Annotated in this window: 16 protein-coding genes; 5 read left to right on the plus strand and 11 right to left on the minus strand. The window is 34.6% G+C overall.

Annotation, left to right across the window (positions count from 1 at the left end):
- Positions 1–56: 56 nt before the first annotated feature.
- The 5 genes from FNE73_RS12080 to clpB all read right to left on the minus strand — a co-directional run bounded on the left by FNE73_RS12080 (position 57) and on the right by clpB (position 5,356).
- Positions 57–698: a response regulator transcription factor gene (locus FNE73_RS12080; RefSeq protein WP_143884855.1), complete on the minus strand. Its 642-nt coding sequence runs from the start codon at positions 696–698 to the stop codon at positions 57–59.
- Positions 695–1,477: a sensor histidine kinase gene (locus FNE73_RS12085; RefSeq protein WP_143884856.1), complete on the minus strand. Its 783-nt coding sequence runs from the start codon at positions 1,475–1,477 to the stop codon at positions 695–697. The genes FNE73_RS12080 and FNE73_RS12085 overlap by 4 nt, the downstream gene beginning before the upstream one ends.
- Positions 1,453–2,106: a hypothetical protein gene (locus FNE73_RS12090; RefSeq protein ID WP_143884857.1), complete on the minus strand. Its 654-nt coding sequence runs from the start codon at positions 2,104–2,106 to the stop codon at positions 1,453–1,455. Before FNE73_RS12090 ends, FNE73_RS12085 begins: the two co-directional genes overlap by 25 nt.
- On the minus strand, positions 2,106–2,594 hold the full coding sequence (locus tag FNE73_RS12095) for a hypothetical protein (protein WP_143884858.1): 489 nt from the start codon (positions 2,592–2,594) through the stop codon (positions 2,106–2,108). The genes FNE73_RS12090 and FNE73_RS12095 overlap by 1 nt, the downstream gene beginning before the upstream one ends.
- A 167-nt stretch (positions 2,595–2,761) precedes the next feature.
- Positions 2,762–5,356: an ATP-dependent chaperone ClpB gene (gene clpB, locus FNE73_RS12100; protein ID WP_143884859.1), complete on the minus strand. Its 2,595-nt coding sequence runs from the start codon at positions 5,354–5,356 to the stop codon at positions 2,762–2,764.
- A gap of 436 nt (positions 5,357–5,792) precedes the next feature.
- Between clpB and FNE73_RS12105 the strand changes: the two genes are divergently transcribed.
- The 3 genes from FNE73_RS12105 to FNE73_RS12115 all read left to right on the plus strand — a co-directional run bounded on the left by FNE73_RS12105 (position 5,793) and on the right by FNE73_RS12115 (position 7,993).
- Positions 5,793–6,368: a TetR/AcrR family transcriptional regulator gene (locus tag FNE73_RS12105; protein ID WP_143884860.1), complete on the plus strand. Its 576-nt coding sequence runs from the start codon at positions 5,793–5,795 to the stop codon at positions 6,366–6,368.
- Between the two features lie 87 nt (positions 6,369–6,455).
- Positions 6,456–7,475 carry an LLM class flavin-dependent oxidoreductase gene (locus FNE73_RS12110; protein ID WP_143884861.1) on the plus strand — a complete coding sequence of 340 codons (1,020 nt, stop codon included), beginning with the start codon at positions 6,456–6,458 and terminating at the stop codon, positions 7,473–7,475.
- 83 nt (positions 7,476–7,558) lie between these two features.
- A complete protein-coding gene (locus FNE73_RS12115) occupies positions 7,559–7,993 on the plus strand; it encodes a lipocalin-like domain-containing protein (RefSeq protein WP_143884862.1) in 435 nt (144 codons plus the stop codon).
- Between the two features lie 35 nt (positions 7,994–8,028).
- Here the strand turns inward: FNE73_RS12115 and FNE73_RS12120 are convergent, their stop codons facing one another.
- The 4 genes from FNE73_RS12120 to FNE73_RS16770 all read right to left on the minus strand — a co-directional run bounded on the left by FNE73_RS12120 (position 8,029) and on the right by FNE73_RS16770 (position 13,145).
- On the minus strand, positions 8,029–8,499 hold the full coding sequence (locus FNE73_RS12120) for a PH domain-containing protein (RefSeq protein WP_143884863.1): 471 nt from the start codon (positions 8,497–8,499) through the stop codon (positions 8,029–8,031).
- 70 nt (positions 8,500–8,569) lie between these two features.
- Positions 8,570–11,608: an SbcC/MukB-like Walker B domain-containing protein gene (locus FNE73_RS12125; RefSeq protein WP_143884864.1), complete on the minus strand. Its 3,039-nt coding sequence runs from the start codon at positions 11,606–11,608 to the stop codon at positions 8,570–8,572.
- 161 nt (positions 11,609–11,769) lie between these two features.
- Positions 11,770–12,978 carry a metallophosphoesterase family protein gene (gene sbcD / locus FNE73_RS12130; RefSeq protein WP_143884865.1) on the minus strand — a complete coding sequence of 403 codons (1,209 nt, stop codon included), beginning with the start codon at positions 12,976–12,978 and terminating at the stop codon, positions 11,770–11,772.
- Entirely contained in the window at positions 12,975–13,145 is a 171-nt protein-coding gene (locus tag FNE73_RS16770) for a hypothetical protein (protein ID WP_185147340.1), read from the minus strand. The genes sbcD and FNE73_RS16770 overlap by 4 nt, the downstream gene beginning before the upstream one ends.
- A gap of 337 nt (positions 13,146–13,482) precedes the next feature.
- Between FNE73_RS16770 and FNE73_RS12135 the strand changes: the two genes are divergently transcribed.
- Complete coding sequence (locus tag FNE73_RS12135; RefSeq protein WP_143884973.1) at positions 13,483–13,734, plus strand: VF530 family protein; 252 nt, start codon at positions 13,483–13,485, stop codon at positions 13,732–13,734.
- A 205-nt stretch (positions 13,735–13,939) separates the two neighbouring features.
- Positions 13,940–14,440 carry an FKBP-type peptidyl-prolyl cis-trans isomerase gene (locus FNE73_RS12140; RefSeq protein WP_089744937.1) on the plus strand — a complete coding sequence of 167 codons (501 nt, stop codon included), beginning with the start codon at positions 13,940–13,942 and terminating at the stop codon, positions 14,438–14,440.
- A 127-nt stretch (positions 14,441–14,567) separates the two neighbouring features.
- On the opposite strand, the gene FNE73_RS12145 is transcribed toward FNE73_RS12140, so the two are convergent.
- Positions 14,568–14,945, minus strand: coding sequence for a YchJ family protein (locus FNE73_RS12145; protein WP_143884866.1), 378 nt, complete (start codon positions 14,943–14,945; stop codon positions 14,568–14,570).
- 112 nt (positions 14,946–15,057) lie between these two features.
- Positions 15,058–16,524 (minus strand): cysteine--tRNA ligase, encoded by a 1,467-nt coding sequence (gene cysS, locus FNE73_RS12150; RefSeq protein ID WP_143884867.1) that lies wholly within the window; start codon positions 16,522–16,524, stop codon positions 15,058–15,060.
- Positions 16,525–16,872 lie beyond the last annotated feature (348 nt).

The raw sequence follows: 16,872 nt of genomic DNA on the forward strand, positions 1-16,872 counted from the left end.
AAAAACTCCTTTTTTTATTAAAAATACTAATCTTAGTGACAGAATAAGTTGATTGATTAAGATTCAGCAAAGCCATTTTTTAAAGCAAAAACTGCCAGTCCGACTCTTGTTTTCAACCCTAGTTTTTCACAAAGCTGATCGCGGTAACTTTCCACAGTTCGCGGACTGCAGAACATTTTTTCAGCAATCTCTTTATAACTGAGTTCGGTTGCCGTATAAGAAAGAAACTCTTTTTCTCTGTCGGAAATTTTCAGTTCTTTATCATTTTTATTACCATTAAGGGTGGAAAAAATGATTTTCTCTGCCCATTCAGGATAAAAAGTACCTTCAGATGAAAGCTTTGATAATGCATGTTCCAGATCTTTGGGATGCGTGTTTTTCAGCATATAGCCTTTTGCTCCGTATTTAATCATCTTGATAACACTTTGGTCATCGCCCTGCATACTGAGAGCCATAACCTTGATGTCCGGAAGATTTTTGCGAAGCCACTGAGCAGTTTCAAATCCATCCATAATCGGCATACTGATGTCTAAGAGTATAATATCCGGCTTTTCCTCAGTAGCCTGAAGTTTTTCGATAAGTGCTTTTCCGTTTTCTGCAACGCCTTTCACTGTAAAACCGGGAAAATTATTAATAATACTTTCAAGAGCTTTGGCTATCAGTAAATGGTCATCAACAATTATAATGGTTTTCTTCATGGCTTTATCTGTTTTATTTCAACAAAAGTTCCTTCATTTTCCCGACTGTGAAGTGTAAATTCTGCATCAATAATAGATGCCCGGTTTCTCATATTGGTAAGACCAATTCCGTTGGAAAGTGTGTTCTGAGTATCAAATCCTACTCCATCATCCCGAATCGCCAGCTTCCATCCCTCTTCGTCTGTTGTCTCTAATTTAATGAAAATATTGCTGCATTGAGCATGTTTTATGCTGTTTTGTATAAATTCCTGAGTAATTCTTAGCAAAACATTTTTATGAACAAAGTCTAAATCTAAAAGATCAATATTACTTTCAAAATGAATAGTACATTTCTGCAGTGAGTTGGCATTGCTTACCTCTTCCTGAATTAAGGTTTTAATGTCTTTTTTTGTAATATTATCATCTGTAAGCGTTTTAGAAAGACTTCTTAAATCCTGAAGCGACTGATTGAGGATCTGTGAAACCTGATCTATCCGTTCGCTTTCTTCGGGCGCTCTGTTTTCATAAAGAAGCTGTTGCGTATAAAGACTTGCTAAAACAAGCTTCTGACCAATATTATCGTGCAGCTCCCTCCCGATCTGTTGCATGGTTGCCTTTTGTATTTCAACCTGCGTAGCAAGAAGCTCTCTTTGATGAATTTCATTTTTTATCTGAATTTCAGTAAGATATTCTGCCTTTCTTTGTTTGTATTTTTTTATATAAACCATTACGGCGACAATAAAAAATACAAAGAAAATGTTGAATAAAATAATCGTTAAGAATAATTCTGTTTCCCCCATATAAAAGAACTTGCAAACATAAGATACATAATAACCGCCGAAGCCTGAAAATACAAAGTATATATGCCCCAGATTTGTTTGTGCTCGTGAATCTGAAGATAAAACGTCCAGTAAGGCAGTGTCCCGATATAAAATAAAGTTACTCCGAGATTGGTATAAAACATAGGATTTTTAGCAAATTCCAGAATACGATCCGAATTGACTTGTTTATAATATTCCAGGACTACCAAAAACATCAACAAAACGCTTCCAAATGTATAATTGAAAGAGAAAATATATTTGTTTTTTAAAAAATAAAGCTCATTGGGTATATAGGCTAATAAAAAAACAGCTGTAAAAATCCAGAACAATACTTTTTTCTTTAAAGAGACATAAGCATACAGCCAAAAGAAAAATATAAATTCTAATGGTATTACAAAATAGTTGAAAAATAGATGCATAGGAAACGGACTGTATTTTACGCCATATTTCCCAAAGGCTTCACAACAAAAAATAAACACCAGATATCCCGCAAAATAGCTGTACAGACTTTTACTTTTTCTAATGAAAGTCATGACAACAGCAATGAATGCTGCCAAACCTTCTGAAACAATCATCACATTCTGCAGCAACAAATGTATCTCAGACATTAATACGACTCTACAATTGAATTTCCCGGCGGAATAAGCGCTCCGTGATTCTGAGCAACCGCTCTGCCTGAAACTTCAAGAGTTACAGCCAACGCATGAGAACTGTCTTCATAAGGATTAAAATCATAATTAAGATCATCCTTCTTTTTTGTAGGAACCATGATAAGGGTATGCCTTTTTGCATAATCAGCAGGAATAGGCTCTTGCGGGTCTTCAGGATAAGCTGCATAGTAAAAACGAATTCCCAAATCTTCGGTTCTTACTTCAGGATCTACTTCATAAGCTTCTTTCTCAATATCTGCAATAAACTTTTTTAATGTTACCATATCAAACCAAATAGCATTAGCATCCTCCATTCCCATACATTCATTAATCGCCATAAGCTGATTATTACGGTAATTATCTACCTGGCTTTGTATTACTTCCGTAGGGATAACATTAGGTTCTCCAAGTCCTTTCTTTACTTTTGTTTCAGCGTTGTTTTCCATATTATTTTGTTTTAAAAATGTCAACGCAAATTAATGAAAAAATAGGATATATTGCTTTTTAACTCGTTAAAATTCCCTGATTTTATCGTACTTCGACAAAAAAATAAGTGCCGCAGATTACTCTACAGCACTTATCATAAAAATAATATATATGAAAAAAAAACTACTTATAAATCTGTCGGTCTGAAAACCAAACCTGTTTCATCAAAATAATCCAGAGTGATTCTGTCGCCATCGTTCACTTTTCCGGCTAGAATTTCTCTTGATAATCTGTTTAAAACTTCCTGCTGAATTACTCTTTTCAACGGTCTTGCCCCGAACGCAGGATCATATCCTCTATTCATCAGGTAATCTACTGCATCCTGTGTTGCCGTCATAATGATATTTCTTTTCGAAAGCATATCATTAAATCCTCTCAGCTGATAGGTAACGATTTTTCCGATTTCCTTTTTTCTCAATGGCTGGAACAGTACAACCTCATCAATTCTGTTTAAGAATTCCGGACGTAAAGTTTGTTTCAGTAAATCAAAAACTTCAATTTTAGTTTTGTCAACAATCTCATCCTGATTTTCTTCGGTGATATTCTCAAAATTCTCCTGAATGATATGAGAACCCAAATTCGAAGTCATAATGATAATCGAATTTTTGAAATTTACAACTCTACCTTTGTTATCCGTCAATCTTCCGTCATCCAAAACCTGCAACAACGTGTTGAAAACATCAGGATGCGCTTTCTCAATTTCATCTAACAGTACGACGGAATAAGGTCTTCTTCTTACAGCTTCCGTCAATTGCCCGCCTTCATCATAACCCACATATCCCGGAGGAGCACCAACTAATCTGGAAACGGAATGACGTTCCTGATATTCGCTCATATCAATTCGCGTCATATTATTTTCATCATCAAATAAAAACTCCGCTAAAGCTTTTGCCAGCTCAGTTTTTCCAACTCCCGTTGTTCCTAAGAATAAGAATGACCCGATTGGTTTCTTATCATCACTCAATCCCGCTCTGTTTCTTCGGATCGCATCAGCAACGGCTGTAATTGCTTCGTCCTGTCCAACTACTCTGTGATGAAGTTCGGTCTCCAGATTCAATAACTTTTCTCTTTCAGACTGAAGAAGTTTCGTTACAGGAATTCCGGTCCATTTAGCAATCACTTCAGAGATATTTTCAGAAGTTACTTCTTCTTTAATCAATTCATTCTGATGGTTTTGCATTTCGATTTCAAGCTTTTTCAACTCTTCCTCTTTCTCACGCAGTTTTCCGTATTGTATTTCCGCTACTTTGGCGTAATCTCCTGCTCTTGAAGCTCTTTCTGCCTCCAGTTTCAGAGATTCTATATCTTTTTTAATCTGCGTTAAATCTTCAGATTTTTGCTTTTCTTTCAGCCATTTGGCGTTGATTTCATTTCTCTGTTCAGAAATTTTCGCAATATCTTCTTTTAAATGATCGATTTTTGTCTGGTTCCCTTCTCTTGAAATTGCAGCCAGTTCAATTTCCATCTGCATTAATTTTCTGTCTAAAACGTCCAGTTCTTCAGGTTTTGAATTGATTTCCATTCTCAATTTTGCTGAAGCTTCATCAATTAAATCAATCGCTTTATCCGGTAAAAATCGGTCTGAAATATATCGTTGAGACATTTCCACCGCCGCAATAATCGCCTCATCTTTGATTCTTACTTTGTGGTGCGCTTCATATTTATCTTTAATTCCACGAAGAATAGAAATTGCCGATTCTGTATCCGGTTCTTCCACCATTACCTTCTGGAAACGTCTTTCTAAAGCTTTATCTTTTTCAAAATATTTCTGATATTCATTCAAAGTCGTTGCGCCGATGGCTCTTAATTCTCCTCTCGCTAAAGCTGGTTTCAAAATGTTTGCGGCATCCATTGCTCCTTCACCGCCTCCGGCTCCTACCAAAGTGTGGATTTCGTCAATGAAAAGAATAATCTGTCCTTCCGATTTAATAACTTCATTGACAACAGATTTCAGACGCTCTTCAAACTCACCTTTGTATTTTGCACCGGCAATCAAAGCACCCATATCCAGAGAATATAATGTTTTATCCATCAGATTTTCAGGAACGTCACCGCTGATAATTCTGTGGGCGATTCCTTCTGCAATGGCGGTTTTACCAACACCGGGTTCACCAATCAGAATCGGGTTGTTTTTCGTTCTTCTGGAAAGAATCTGCAACACTCTTCGGATTTCTTCATCACGCCCGATTACAGGATCCAGTTTTCCTTCCGCCGCTAATTCGTTGAAGTTTTTAGCGTATTTATTTAAAGACTGATACGTTTCTTCTGAACTTGCAGAAGTTGCTTTCGAGCCTTTTCTTAATTCTTTAATTCCCCCTTCCAAAAGACTTTTGGTCACGCCCATATCTTTCAGCATTTTCGAAACTTCGGAATTTGTTTCCAACAACGAAAGCCATAAATGCTCAATCGTTACATATTCATCGCCCATTTTTTTAGCGATATTGGGTGCATCAAGCAAAACTTTATTCGCTGATTGTGAAATGTAAATATTACCACCCTGTACTTTCGGAAGTTTTTCTAAATTCTCACGGTTGCGTTCTCTAACTAAAGCCGCATCTGCTTCGGATTTTTTCAACAAAAAAGGCGAAATATTTTCATCTACCTGGAAAATTCCTTCCAGTAAATGTTGAGGTTCGATCTGTTGGTTGCCAAATTCCATTGCTACTTGTTGTGCAGCCTGGATGGCTTCCTGTGATTTTACGGTATATTGATTTAAATTCATATTGTTTATAATTGATGTTTAACTAATGACAAATGATTTTAAAATATGCATCAAATTCTGTTCAATTCTCACTGTTAAAAAGATGATATTTGTTTCAAAAAAAGCATTAAGAAAATAAATCAGTCTCAGTTTGTACGTTGTCATCTTCATCTTCTTAATGCTTATCAATCATTTATTCTGAAACGATTATCACAAAAAGCATTCTATTATTAATTTTCCAAAAATAAAAGACAAAATTTCCGAATATTACAATTAAGGAACTGTGTTTTAAGACAAAATTTCCGAAATCAGTTTTTAAATTATATTTTTTACGGGAAACTCTCAACTTTTAATGTTCTTATTCATATCAGTTGGGATAACTAAAAATTACAACGAACAAAATCAATATTAAAAAGGAGACTTTTAGCTAAAGAATATATATTTTTGCATTGAAATCATGGAGTTAAAAGAAAAACAGATCAAAATACTCGAAGTTGCTGTAGAACTTTTTAAAGAAAAAGGCTATGTTGGAAGTTCAATGAGAGATTTGGCAACCAAACTGAATATTAAGGCTGCTTCACTATATGCGCATATCCGCTCAAAGGAAGAAATTCTGGAATGGATATGTTTTGGTGTTGCTCATGATTTTTTCAAGAAGCTAAAAGAGGTAAAAAACACTGAAGTTTCCGCACACGAAAAGCTTAATCTTTTTATTGACAACCATCTTTCTATCGTTTTAAAAAACCGGGATGTAACCCACATTTACTCCAACGAATGGAAACATCTTGAAGAAAGACTTCCCGAGTTTGTCTCTCTAAGGAAAAATTACCAGCAGGAAGTAGAACAACTGATTTCGGATATTTATAAAGCCGAAAACTGGGAACTGAAATCTCCTGCCTTCACTACGAGATTCATTCTTCACACTTTAAACAATTCATATTTCTGGTTTAAAAGAAATACAGAAAGCACTTCGGAAATCACCGATGAAATCCGGGATAAAATCCTTTTTGGGCTTTTAGGAAATCAAAAATAGCTGTTTAGGGAGAGTCACCGTTCTTACCATTCATCAATGTTTTTGAATTTTCATTGATCTAAATTTGCTGTATCTAAAATTAACAATATGGAATTAGGAATAGGAATGTTTGGCGACTTAGCTTTTGACCAAACTACCGGAAAATATAAAGATGCAGGCATCAAAATCCGTGAAATCATTGAGCAGGTGAAACTAATGGATGAAGTGGGAATTGATGTTTTTGCAATGGGAGAACATCACCGCCCGGACTACGCCGTTTCTTCACCGGAAATGGTTTTGGCAGCTGCAGCAAGTGTTACCAAAAACATTAAATTGGCAAGCGGAGTCACTGTTTTAAGCTCTTCCGAACCCGTAAAAGTATATGAAGATTTTGCAACATTAGATTTAATTTCTGATGGCAGGGCAGAAATCTATGTAGGTCGTGGGAGTTTTATAGAATCATTTCCTTTGTATGGTTACTCACTGAATGATTACGAGCAGCTTTTTGATGAAAAGCTGGAACTTTTATTAAAAATAAATTCAGAAGAAAATGTTTCATGGTCGGGAGAACTTCGGGCTCCGATGCAAAATCAAACGGTATATCCGAGAGCAAAAAACAATGGAAAACTTCCGATCTGGAGAGCCGTTGGCGGAACACCACAATCTGTTTTGAGTGCTGCCAAACTGGGAATGCCTTTAGTCGTTGCAATTATTGGGGGAATGCCGATTCAGTTTAAAAATTTAATTGAATTTTATAAACAGGAATACCTTAAAGCTGGTCATGCTGAGTCTGAAATGCAGATTGCCATTCACTCGCATACTTTTGTAAGTGATGATAAAAAAGTTATTGAAGGTTATTTTTACAATTATAAATCTCAGATGGACAGAATCGGAAAGTCCAGAGGCTGGGCTCCTTATAACAAAATGCAGTATGAAAGCGGCAGAAGCGAAGACGGAGCATTATTTATCGGAGATCCGGATGAAGTTGCAGATAAAATAAATTACATAAAAGAAATTTTCGGAATCACAAGATTTATCGGTCATATGGACGTAGGTGCACCGGAAGATAATGTGATGAGAAAATCTATTGAATTGTTTGCAACAGAAGTAAAAAATCAGTTGAAATAAACTGTAGATTTTTGTCTACGCAGTATTATTTATTTCCATAACAAAGGAAAAATTGATAAATTCGCAGCGTTAAAAATTCAAATATGAAAAAAATATTAATGATGTCTTTAGGCGTTTTTGCGCTTATGTCATGCTCTAATGACGATGAAAACGAAAATGCTGTATCAATCGTAGGAACATGGAAAGAAAGTAAAATTGTGATTTACAACGGAACTAATAATGCTGTATTAGACACAGAATTACCAGATGACTGCGACAAAAAAAACACTTACGAATTTACATCCAACGGAATTTTAAATTCAAAGATATTCTATACAAAATCTGATGGCATATGTGAAGAAGACGGATTTTTTTCTGAAAGCTATACTTATGACCCTGCAACAAAAAAGATAACAGTTGCCGGAACCACCACCGATGTCATACAGCTTACTCAAAACGAGCTTCAAATTGTTTATGATGTGAATGACGAAAATGGAGATGGTGTGGATGATCAAGTTGTCATGTTTATGTATAGATAATAGTTCAACAAAGAGAATAAATTAATTCCGCATCTTTACTGATGCGGAATTTTTATATCCTTTTCAGCATCAAGTTCTGATTTATATTCGTTCAGCAGATCAGCAAGTTTTTTTGCAGACATTCCGTAAGTATCGGGAAAGGCTCCTGTTTTCGATTTCATATTAACAGATTCCAGAAGCTTTTGGTCAAGATCAAAAACCACCATTTTATTAATGAAAATACTTTTGGTTCTAAAACCGCTTACAGCCTGCCACGGTATAAAGGTCACCCTGAATAAATTTTTCATCTCTATTCCTCTTTCATCAATTTTCAAGTAGGCAGAATCAGGAATCAGGTTAATGATGAAAATTAACAAGCAGATTCCGAAGAAAACAATGTTCAGAATTCCGATCAGCATGTTTTTTTCCAGCAATGAAATTCCTAGACCAACAAAGCCTGCACTTATCACTGTAAGAATAATAGTTTTAATTTTTGACGGTTTTAGAATAATAGGTAAGTTTTGCATAATATTTTTTAATGTTCAAAAATAGGAAACTATATCAACAATTTACAAAATAAACCTGTAAGGTTTTTAATTAAGAAACCTCAATCAAACTTCCCTTTTCCTCATCTTTTGTAATATTCAGTGAAACCGGAATTTTCTCTTTCAGCTCTTCCACGTGCGAAATAATTCCTACAATACGGTTCTCTTTCTGCAGATTCATCAGCGTTTCAAACACGATATTCACCGATTCCAGATCCTGAGTTCCGAAACCTTCATCAATAAAAAAGAAGTTTTTCTCCGATTGAGCATTCGTTTGCACACTTTCTGCCAAAGCCAGCGCAAGACTCAAAGAAACCTGAAAAGCCTGTCCTCCCGAAAGCGTTTTTACACTTCGGCTTCGTCCTTCATTCAGATAATCAATGATTTCAAAATCGTTATTTTCATTCAATTGTAAGCTCAGCTGATTTCTGGTCATCCTATGAAAACGCACATTGGCGTGGTCACATAACTGGCGAAGATAAATTGAAGAAACATACTGCACAAAACCGGCTCCTTTAAAAAGACTGGTCATGATTTTCAGATTTTCTGCACGTTTCTGAAGCTGCGCCAAATCCTTCAAAAGATTTTCCTTTTTCCTGAATTCCTTTTCTAATCTTTCAATTTCAGTTGCGATCTTTACCACAGAATCATTGGTTGTTTTTAAATCTTTTTCAAAAGTTCTAAACTGATTTTCAATGGCTAAAAATTCTTCCTCGTTAAATGAAAAGTCTTTAAGCTTATTTTCCAGTTCAAGAATACTGTTTCTCAGCGTTTCAAACTGAATCCTGAACTGCTGAATTTGATTTCTTATTTCCTGAACATTGATTTCCTGAGCAAGAATTTGCTGGATTTCCTCCAAAGTGCTGAATTGCTGTTCAGATAAAGCTTTTCCAATCTGATTTTTATTCTCTGAAATTTCTTTTTCCAGTTCGGAAATCCGTTTTTCCAATTGATGAACAACCGTTTTTTTCTCGGCTAATTTGGGTGAAATTTCTTTCTCGCCTTTAATTAATTGATTGTAATCCTGTTCAGTTTCAAGGTTTGATTTTGCGAGTTTATGATAAATTTCTTCCACATCAACAATCGTTTTATCTTTGTAATCAACCCATTGCAATGCTTTTAAATTGGTTTCATTCGTCTTGATTTGCTCTTCTTTTTTTGCTTCATCAAGCCTGAATTTTTCCAAAGCTTTATTGTAACTGTCAAGATTTTGCCTTTCTTTATCCAGATTTTTTTGCTCTGAAGAAATTTGCTGATTCAGTTCATCCATTTGTTTTTCAATGGTGAAAGATTGTTGTCTTTTTTGCTCAAAATCATTTTGATTTTCCGGATTAAATTCTACCCAGTTGAAATTTTTTAAATGTATATCTAAGTTATTTTGAATCTGTTTTAAACTTCCTTCTTCTGATTTCGACTGTTCTTCAAAAATCTTTTTACGGTCAAGAATTTTTTCGATTTCCAATGACTGTTTCCGAATGTTTTCTTCTTTAATTTCCAGCTGCCCAATCTGCTTCTGAATATCATTTAATTCTGAATTTACATCATCAAAATGTACAATATTCGGATGTTCCAAAGCACCACAAAGCGGACAAGATTCTCCCTCGTGCAATTCGTTGGCAAAGTGAGCCAGTTTCTGTTGAACATCAAGATGATTCTTTTTTTCAGAAAGGTTTTTTTTCTGATTTTCTAAAACTTCAATCTGATTCTTAAAATCATTTTTAAATGTTTCAGGATTAATTTCAAAAGGCTTTAATTCATCGGAGATCTTTTCTATTTCAAGTTTTTTTAAACGAATTTTCTCTGATTGAATATTCAAAAATTCCTTTAATCTCTTGTTTTCTGAAAACCAATTCCCTACGTTCAGAAGTAAAGTAGAATCTAATTTTTTCGTTTTTAAAAGCTCTGCATTTTTTGAAAGTTCTTCAATCTTGTTTTGAATTAATTTTTGGTTGGCTTCAACTTCTTTTACTTTTTCCGAGCCTTTTGTTGTTCGTTCTTTTAAAGTTGTAATTTCCTCAGAAAATTTCAGCATCTGAAGAATCAGACTCAAATCATTTTCCTGAATCTTAGATTGATGTAAAGCTTCATATTTCGGTTGAATTGCAGAAAGTTTATTCCTGATATTTTCAGACTGAATTTCTGTTTCCTGCATAATTTTGAACTGTTGTTCTTTGCTGCTCTGCTGTTCAGAAATTTCCTTGAGAAGTTTGTTGTTCTCAGAAATTAAGGGTGTGAAAATACTGAAAACTTTATCGTAAATTTCGGTCTTTGTTTCTAAAATATCAATCTCAGATTTCTTTTGAGTCAGTTTTTCAAAATCTGATCTTTTCCGATGCAAAAGTTCAAAATCTTCTTTCAAAGTTTTCAGTTTCACATATTTCTGTTCCGTTTCTCTGAAAATTTTCTGTACTTCTTCAAATTTTTGCTGCTCGGTTTTTAGATGTTCTTTCTGAGCTGAAATTTGTTCTTCATTGATCTCTTCAAAACCTTTTAACTGACCTTCTAACTGATCGAGTTCTGATCTGTTTTTTACATTTAAAACTGAAACATTATTCTGCAAATCAAAACGCTGAAGACCAAAAATTTCTTTCATCATATTGGTTCGGTCTGTTGCGCCAAGTTCCAAAAACTCTTTAAACTGCCCTTGAGGAATAATTATGGTTCGCTTAAAATTAGCATAACTCAAACCAATCACTTTTTCAGCATTTGAATGCTCCAATGGAATCCAGTTTTCATTTTTCCATTCGTAAAAAGTAACGGTGGGCGTTTTTACATCTTCAAAATTCTTAGAATTTCGTCTGAATTCTCTTGTTGCACGGAATTTTTTGTTTTCATAATTCAAAAAATCAAACTCAATATAGGATTTGTTCGATTTCAGATTCATCATGTTGTAAGCACGTTTATCTCTTGCATTCAGGCGTTCTGTTTCGCCATAAAGAGCAAAAGAAACAGCTTCCAAAATAGAAGATTTTCCTGAACCTACCGAACCGAAAATGCCGAACAAGCCGGCTTCCGTAAGATTTTCAAAATCAATTTTCTGCCGTTCCTGATAAGAATATAGACCTTCTAAAGTCAATTGAATTGGAATCATAAGAGAATATTTAAAATTTAAACCAATAAGTTGATTTAGGAAGTGAAGAAATAATTAAGATTTTGAGAGCAAAATTAAGAAATGAATCTTAAGAAATTTATTTCTCTTAACTCATCTGAACAACTTAATATTTCTTAATGTTTAAAAATATTTTAATTAAATTATTTTTCGGAAACGATTTCATTAAATAAATTAATGAGTTCTTCATTTGCATCCTGACCACCGTTTTTTGATTTAAAATAATCTTTGAATAAAGTTTGTATATCCTGACTGAGATTAATCTCACTCAGCTTATTTTCATCAAATTGCTGATGTTTAAATTTAGGAATCAAATATATAATTCCGTTGTGTGCCTGATAAATCTTTTTTCGCTCTTCTGCTTTTAAAAAAGTCTGACTTTCTAAAGTAATTTCCACCAGAGAATCAGGGTTCTCCTGAAGCCATTCTACTGTTTTTTCCACACAGTCAAAGGTCTTTCTTTCCAGACATCTTCCGTTTTTTACAGCAATTTTTTCAAATGAAATCTGCTTATCGGGTTCTGCTTCAATGATTGATACATATTTGGTCTGCCCCGCTTCGCTAAAGCTATAGCAAAGAGGTGACGAAGAATAAACAACCGGTTTTTCATCGGTTCCGATATTTTGAAAACGATGCAGATGCCCCAAAGCGGTATAATGAATCTGTGGAGGAATGATATCTGAAAAAATCAGGTCAGCATTTCCTATTTTAATAGGCTTCTCCCCTTCCGGTTCATCCAACATAGGTTCGCCTTTTTTATTCATATATAAATGCGTCATCAGAAGATTGACTCCGTTATCATCACAAAATTCATCAGCCGTTTTTTTCCAGTGTTCTGCTAAAACAGCATTCAGTTCACTTGCTTTATTTTCTCCGAAATATTCTTTCAGACGGATTTCATTGGCATAAGGCGTGTGAAGAATTCTGACAGGAAAATTCTGATTTTGAAGTTGCAGCTCGATAAATCCTTCTGCAGATTTTGAAATTCTAAAATGCTCCAGTTCAAAAGGATGAACGGTCGCTTTTGGATGACCTATTAAAATGATTCCGCATTCTCTTGCAAGAGGATCCGGTGCATCAATCAAGCTTGGAGAATCATGATTTCCTGAAATGGCAATGACGGGCCGTCTTCCGTTTAAAGATAAACGCTTTAAAGTTTTATAAAAAAGTTCTACTGCTTCAACGCCCGGATTGAAATTATCAAACAAATCTCCGGCAATTAAAACCAAATCAACATTCTGTTCATCAGCAATCTGAACGATTTCGTCCATAACCAAAACCTGCTCTTCCAATCTGGAAAAACGGTCGAGACGTTTACCTAAATGCCAATCGGCAGTATGTAGAATTTTCATAAAATTTTCGTTTCCTCTTCCTGTTGAGCTGCTAATTTAGCCTTTGTATTCTCGCGCATTTCCTTTAATCGGTTTTTTCTTTTCAATTCAGCTTCCTGAATTTTACGTTTTTTATTGTCGATTTTCTTTTTATGCAGTTTTCTGTTGGCATCGGTATTTCTGCTCATTTCAACTTAAAATTGGTATTGCTAAATTAATCTATTCTGAAGAGAAAACTTTATTAATTGATAAGAGCTTAGTTAAAATCTATTGTTTTATATTCGAAATTGCTATGACATTATCATCAAACCTGATGTTAATCTTAAATTTAAACGCAAAGTTTTTAACGCAAATAGTAAGAATGCAAGGCAAATAAAATTTGCTTCGCAGAGCTTGAAAATACAGGAACTCTCAATTTAAAGCAAAACTGTTTATTTCTTCTTACGTTTTGCTTTTTGAACAACTCAATTAAAGTGAAAGAAATTTTAAATTTCACAAAAAATGAATTCTTATCTTTACATCATTATGGAACAGCAGTCTAAAGATCCGCTTCACGGAAAAAGGCTTGATGCAATTCTGGAAGACTTGGTAGAATATTATCAAGGTTTTGAGAAATTGGGCGAACAAATCAACATTAAATGTTTTACCGACAATCCGAGCATAAGTTCTTCGTTGAAATTTTTGAGAAAAACACCATGGGCAAGAACTAAGGTTGAAAGTCTGTACCTGTATGTTTTAAGACAAAAGAAAAAAGAAGAAAAAAATAAAGAAAAGTGAAGCCTGAAAATACTGATTCATTTTTGCCCGTTAAGTTTGTATTGAATGCTTTTCGAAAAGTAGAGTTACAATATTTCTTTCAAAAAAAACACTGAATTAATATTTTAAATAAAGTTAAATAAACTCGCTCATTCCGATCAATCATTTCAAAAAGATTATATTTGTACGGTTAATCGTGATGAATTTTCACGGAAAAAAGAAAAATATGACAATTGAAAACAATCATGTGGTAGCTGTAAAGTATATTCTTCACACTATCGAAGAAGACGGAAGCAAGGTTTTGGTAGAAGAAACTACAGCAGAAAATCCACTTACATTTTTATATGGTGTAGGAATGATGATTCCTAAATTTGAGCAGAACATTCTAGGTCTGAAAGCAGGTGATAAAGCAGATTTTACCATTCAGCCGGAAGAAGCTTACGGTCAAAAACAGGAAGATGCAATTGCACAGCTTCCGATTGACATGTTCCAGGAAAGCGGAATTCCGCCTGTGGGAGCTATTTTACCTTTATCTGACAACCAGGGAAATAATTTTCAGGCATTCGTAGTAGAGGTTACTCCTGAAGTTGTTGTGGCAGATTTGAATCATCCAATGGCGGGTAAAGTTTTGGACTTCCAGGTAGAAGTATTAAATACAAGACCTGCAACTGAAGAAGAATTATCACATGGTCACGCTCACGGAATTGACGGAAACGAAGGTCATTAAAAAAATCTTCTAAATAATATAAAATGTCCGGCAGAAATGCTGGACATTTTTATTAATATTGATCTGTTGAAAGAAAATATCAAAAAAAATTCTTTAGTAAGACAAAATAATGTACCTCAGTTTTTATTTACTCTAAAAATTCACCGTTCACATAAAACCATCGGTTCTGAATCATTTTAAATGTAGATAATTCGTGATGAATTTGTTTCCGTCCGTTTTCATCTGTATAATAAGCTTTGAATTCCACTTTGTTCAAAGATGGTTTATTTACGATTTCCAGTTTTGTCCATTGATTACTTTCACCCCATTCCTGCAAATCATTAGTGTTATGAAACTGTCTTTTACTCGGCGCAGTAGTTTCCATTAAGTACGTTCCATTCGGAATAGCAAATGCAGAATACCTCGACCGCATCAAAGCTTCTGCTGTTGGAGCATTTTTTTCTTTTGTATGGTATGGTTTACAGCATTCTTCATAGGTTTTACCGGAGCAGCACGGACAGTTCATTACAGATATTTTAAAGGCAAAAATCGTTAAAAATATACATTGTTGAAATAATTATAACTATAAATTTAAATCCCGGCACTTTTGTACCGGGATTATTAAATTTTTACGGGTTTTAATTTACAACATACGTCGTACCATCTCTTCCGTCTTTCAGCTCAATGCCTTCTGCAAGAAGTTTATCACGAATCTGATCGGATAGTTCAAAGTTTTTTGATTTTCTTGCCTGATTTCTCAATTCAATCAGAACTTTTAAGGTCTGATCCAGTTTTTCATTATTGTTTTCTTCAATGGTCTGAAGTCCTAAAACATCGAAAACCAAAGCATTTAAAGTAGATTTCAGTTCCTCTAAATCTTTCGTTGAAATAGTTTCTTTGCTATCATTCAAAACAAAAATATATTTTACCGCTTCAAATAAATGCGCAATCAGAACCGGAGAATTAAAATCATCCGTTAATGCTTCATACGCTTTGTTTTTCCATTCTTCAATACTGAAACCAGATTGCATTTCGTCATTAGGAGTGATGCTGTTCAGAAGTTTGATCGCTTCCATCAATCTTATGAAACCTTTTTCACTCGCCATCATTGCATCATTTGAAATGTCTAAAACACTTCTGTAATGTGCCTGCAAAAAGCAGAAACGAACAATTGAAGGATGGAAAGGCTTTTTAAAGAAATCATTTTCCCCTGTTACCAACTGCATCGGCAGAATATAATTTCCGGTAGACTTGCTCATTCTTTGTCCGTTCATAGTCAGCATATTTGCGTGCATCCAGTAATTTACAGGAGAAGTATCATTGCAGGCTTTTCCCTGTGCGATTTCACATTCGTGGTGCGGAAATTTAAGATCCATTCCGCCTCCGTGAATATCAAAAGTTTCTCCCAAATATTTTGTACTCATTGCAGTACATTCCAGATGCCATCCCGGAAAACCTTCGCCCCAAGGCGAGTTCCATCTCATGATATGTGCCGGAGAAGCCTTTTTCCACAATGCGAAATCCTGCGGATTTTTCTTTTCACCTTGTCCGTCCAAATCACGGGTATTGGCAAAAAGTTCTTCGATATTTCTTTTTGAAAGTTCACCATAATTCAGACCTCTTCTGTTGTATTCCAACACATCGAAATACACAGAACCGTTGCTTTCGTAAGCAAATCCTCTTTCAATTAACTTTTGAGTCAGCTCAATCTGCTCTACGATATGACCGGTTGCAGTTGGTTCAATATTCGGAGGAAGCAAATTGAACATATCCAGAACTTTATGAAAATCTACCGTGTATTTCTGTACGATTTCCATTGGTTCTAATTTTTCGAGACGGGTCTGTTTCACGAATCTGTCGTTGTTCACATCTCCATCGTCCGTAAGGTGACCTGCATCGGTAATGTTTCTGACGTAACGAACTTTATAGCCCAAATGCATCAGACTTCTGTAGATAAAGTCGAAAGAAAGGAAAGTTCTTACATTTCCCAAGTGCACATTGCTGTAAACCGTCGGTCCACAGACGTACATTCCGACATTTCCTTCTAAAATCGGCTTGAATATTTCTTTTTCTCCCGCAAGCGAGTTGTATATTTTTAGTTGCATTTATTTAATTTGATTTAATGATTTTAAATTTAGTCTAAAGTTTATCAATTAAAAGATTTTCACCTTTTAACAGCAGGTATAGCAGCAACAAATAATAGTTGTTACAAATATCTTGTCTGAAACTTTTTTAAATTTTATCATTTATTTTATTTTTTAAATAAGATGAAATTTTTCTATAAAAATTAACTTCTCCATCCTTTAAATCTACATTGTTTGTTGGGAAAATTGTAATTCCAATCATAGGTGTTTGATGTAAAGTAATTAAAATTTAATCAACACTAAAATCGTAATACATTGTTTCCAAACCATCATCAATTTTCTGAATCAGAACTCCTTTAAATTGATTTG

The sequence above is a fragment of the Chryseobacterium binzhouense genome, assembly GCF_007474545.1.
In the GTDB taxonomy this organism is placed as follows: domain Bacteria; phylum Bacteroidota; class Bacteroidia; order Flavobacteriales; family Weeksellaceae; genus Chryseobacterium; species Chryseobacterium binzhouense.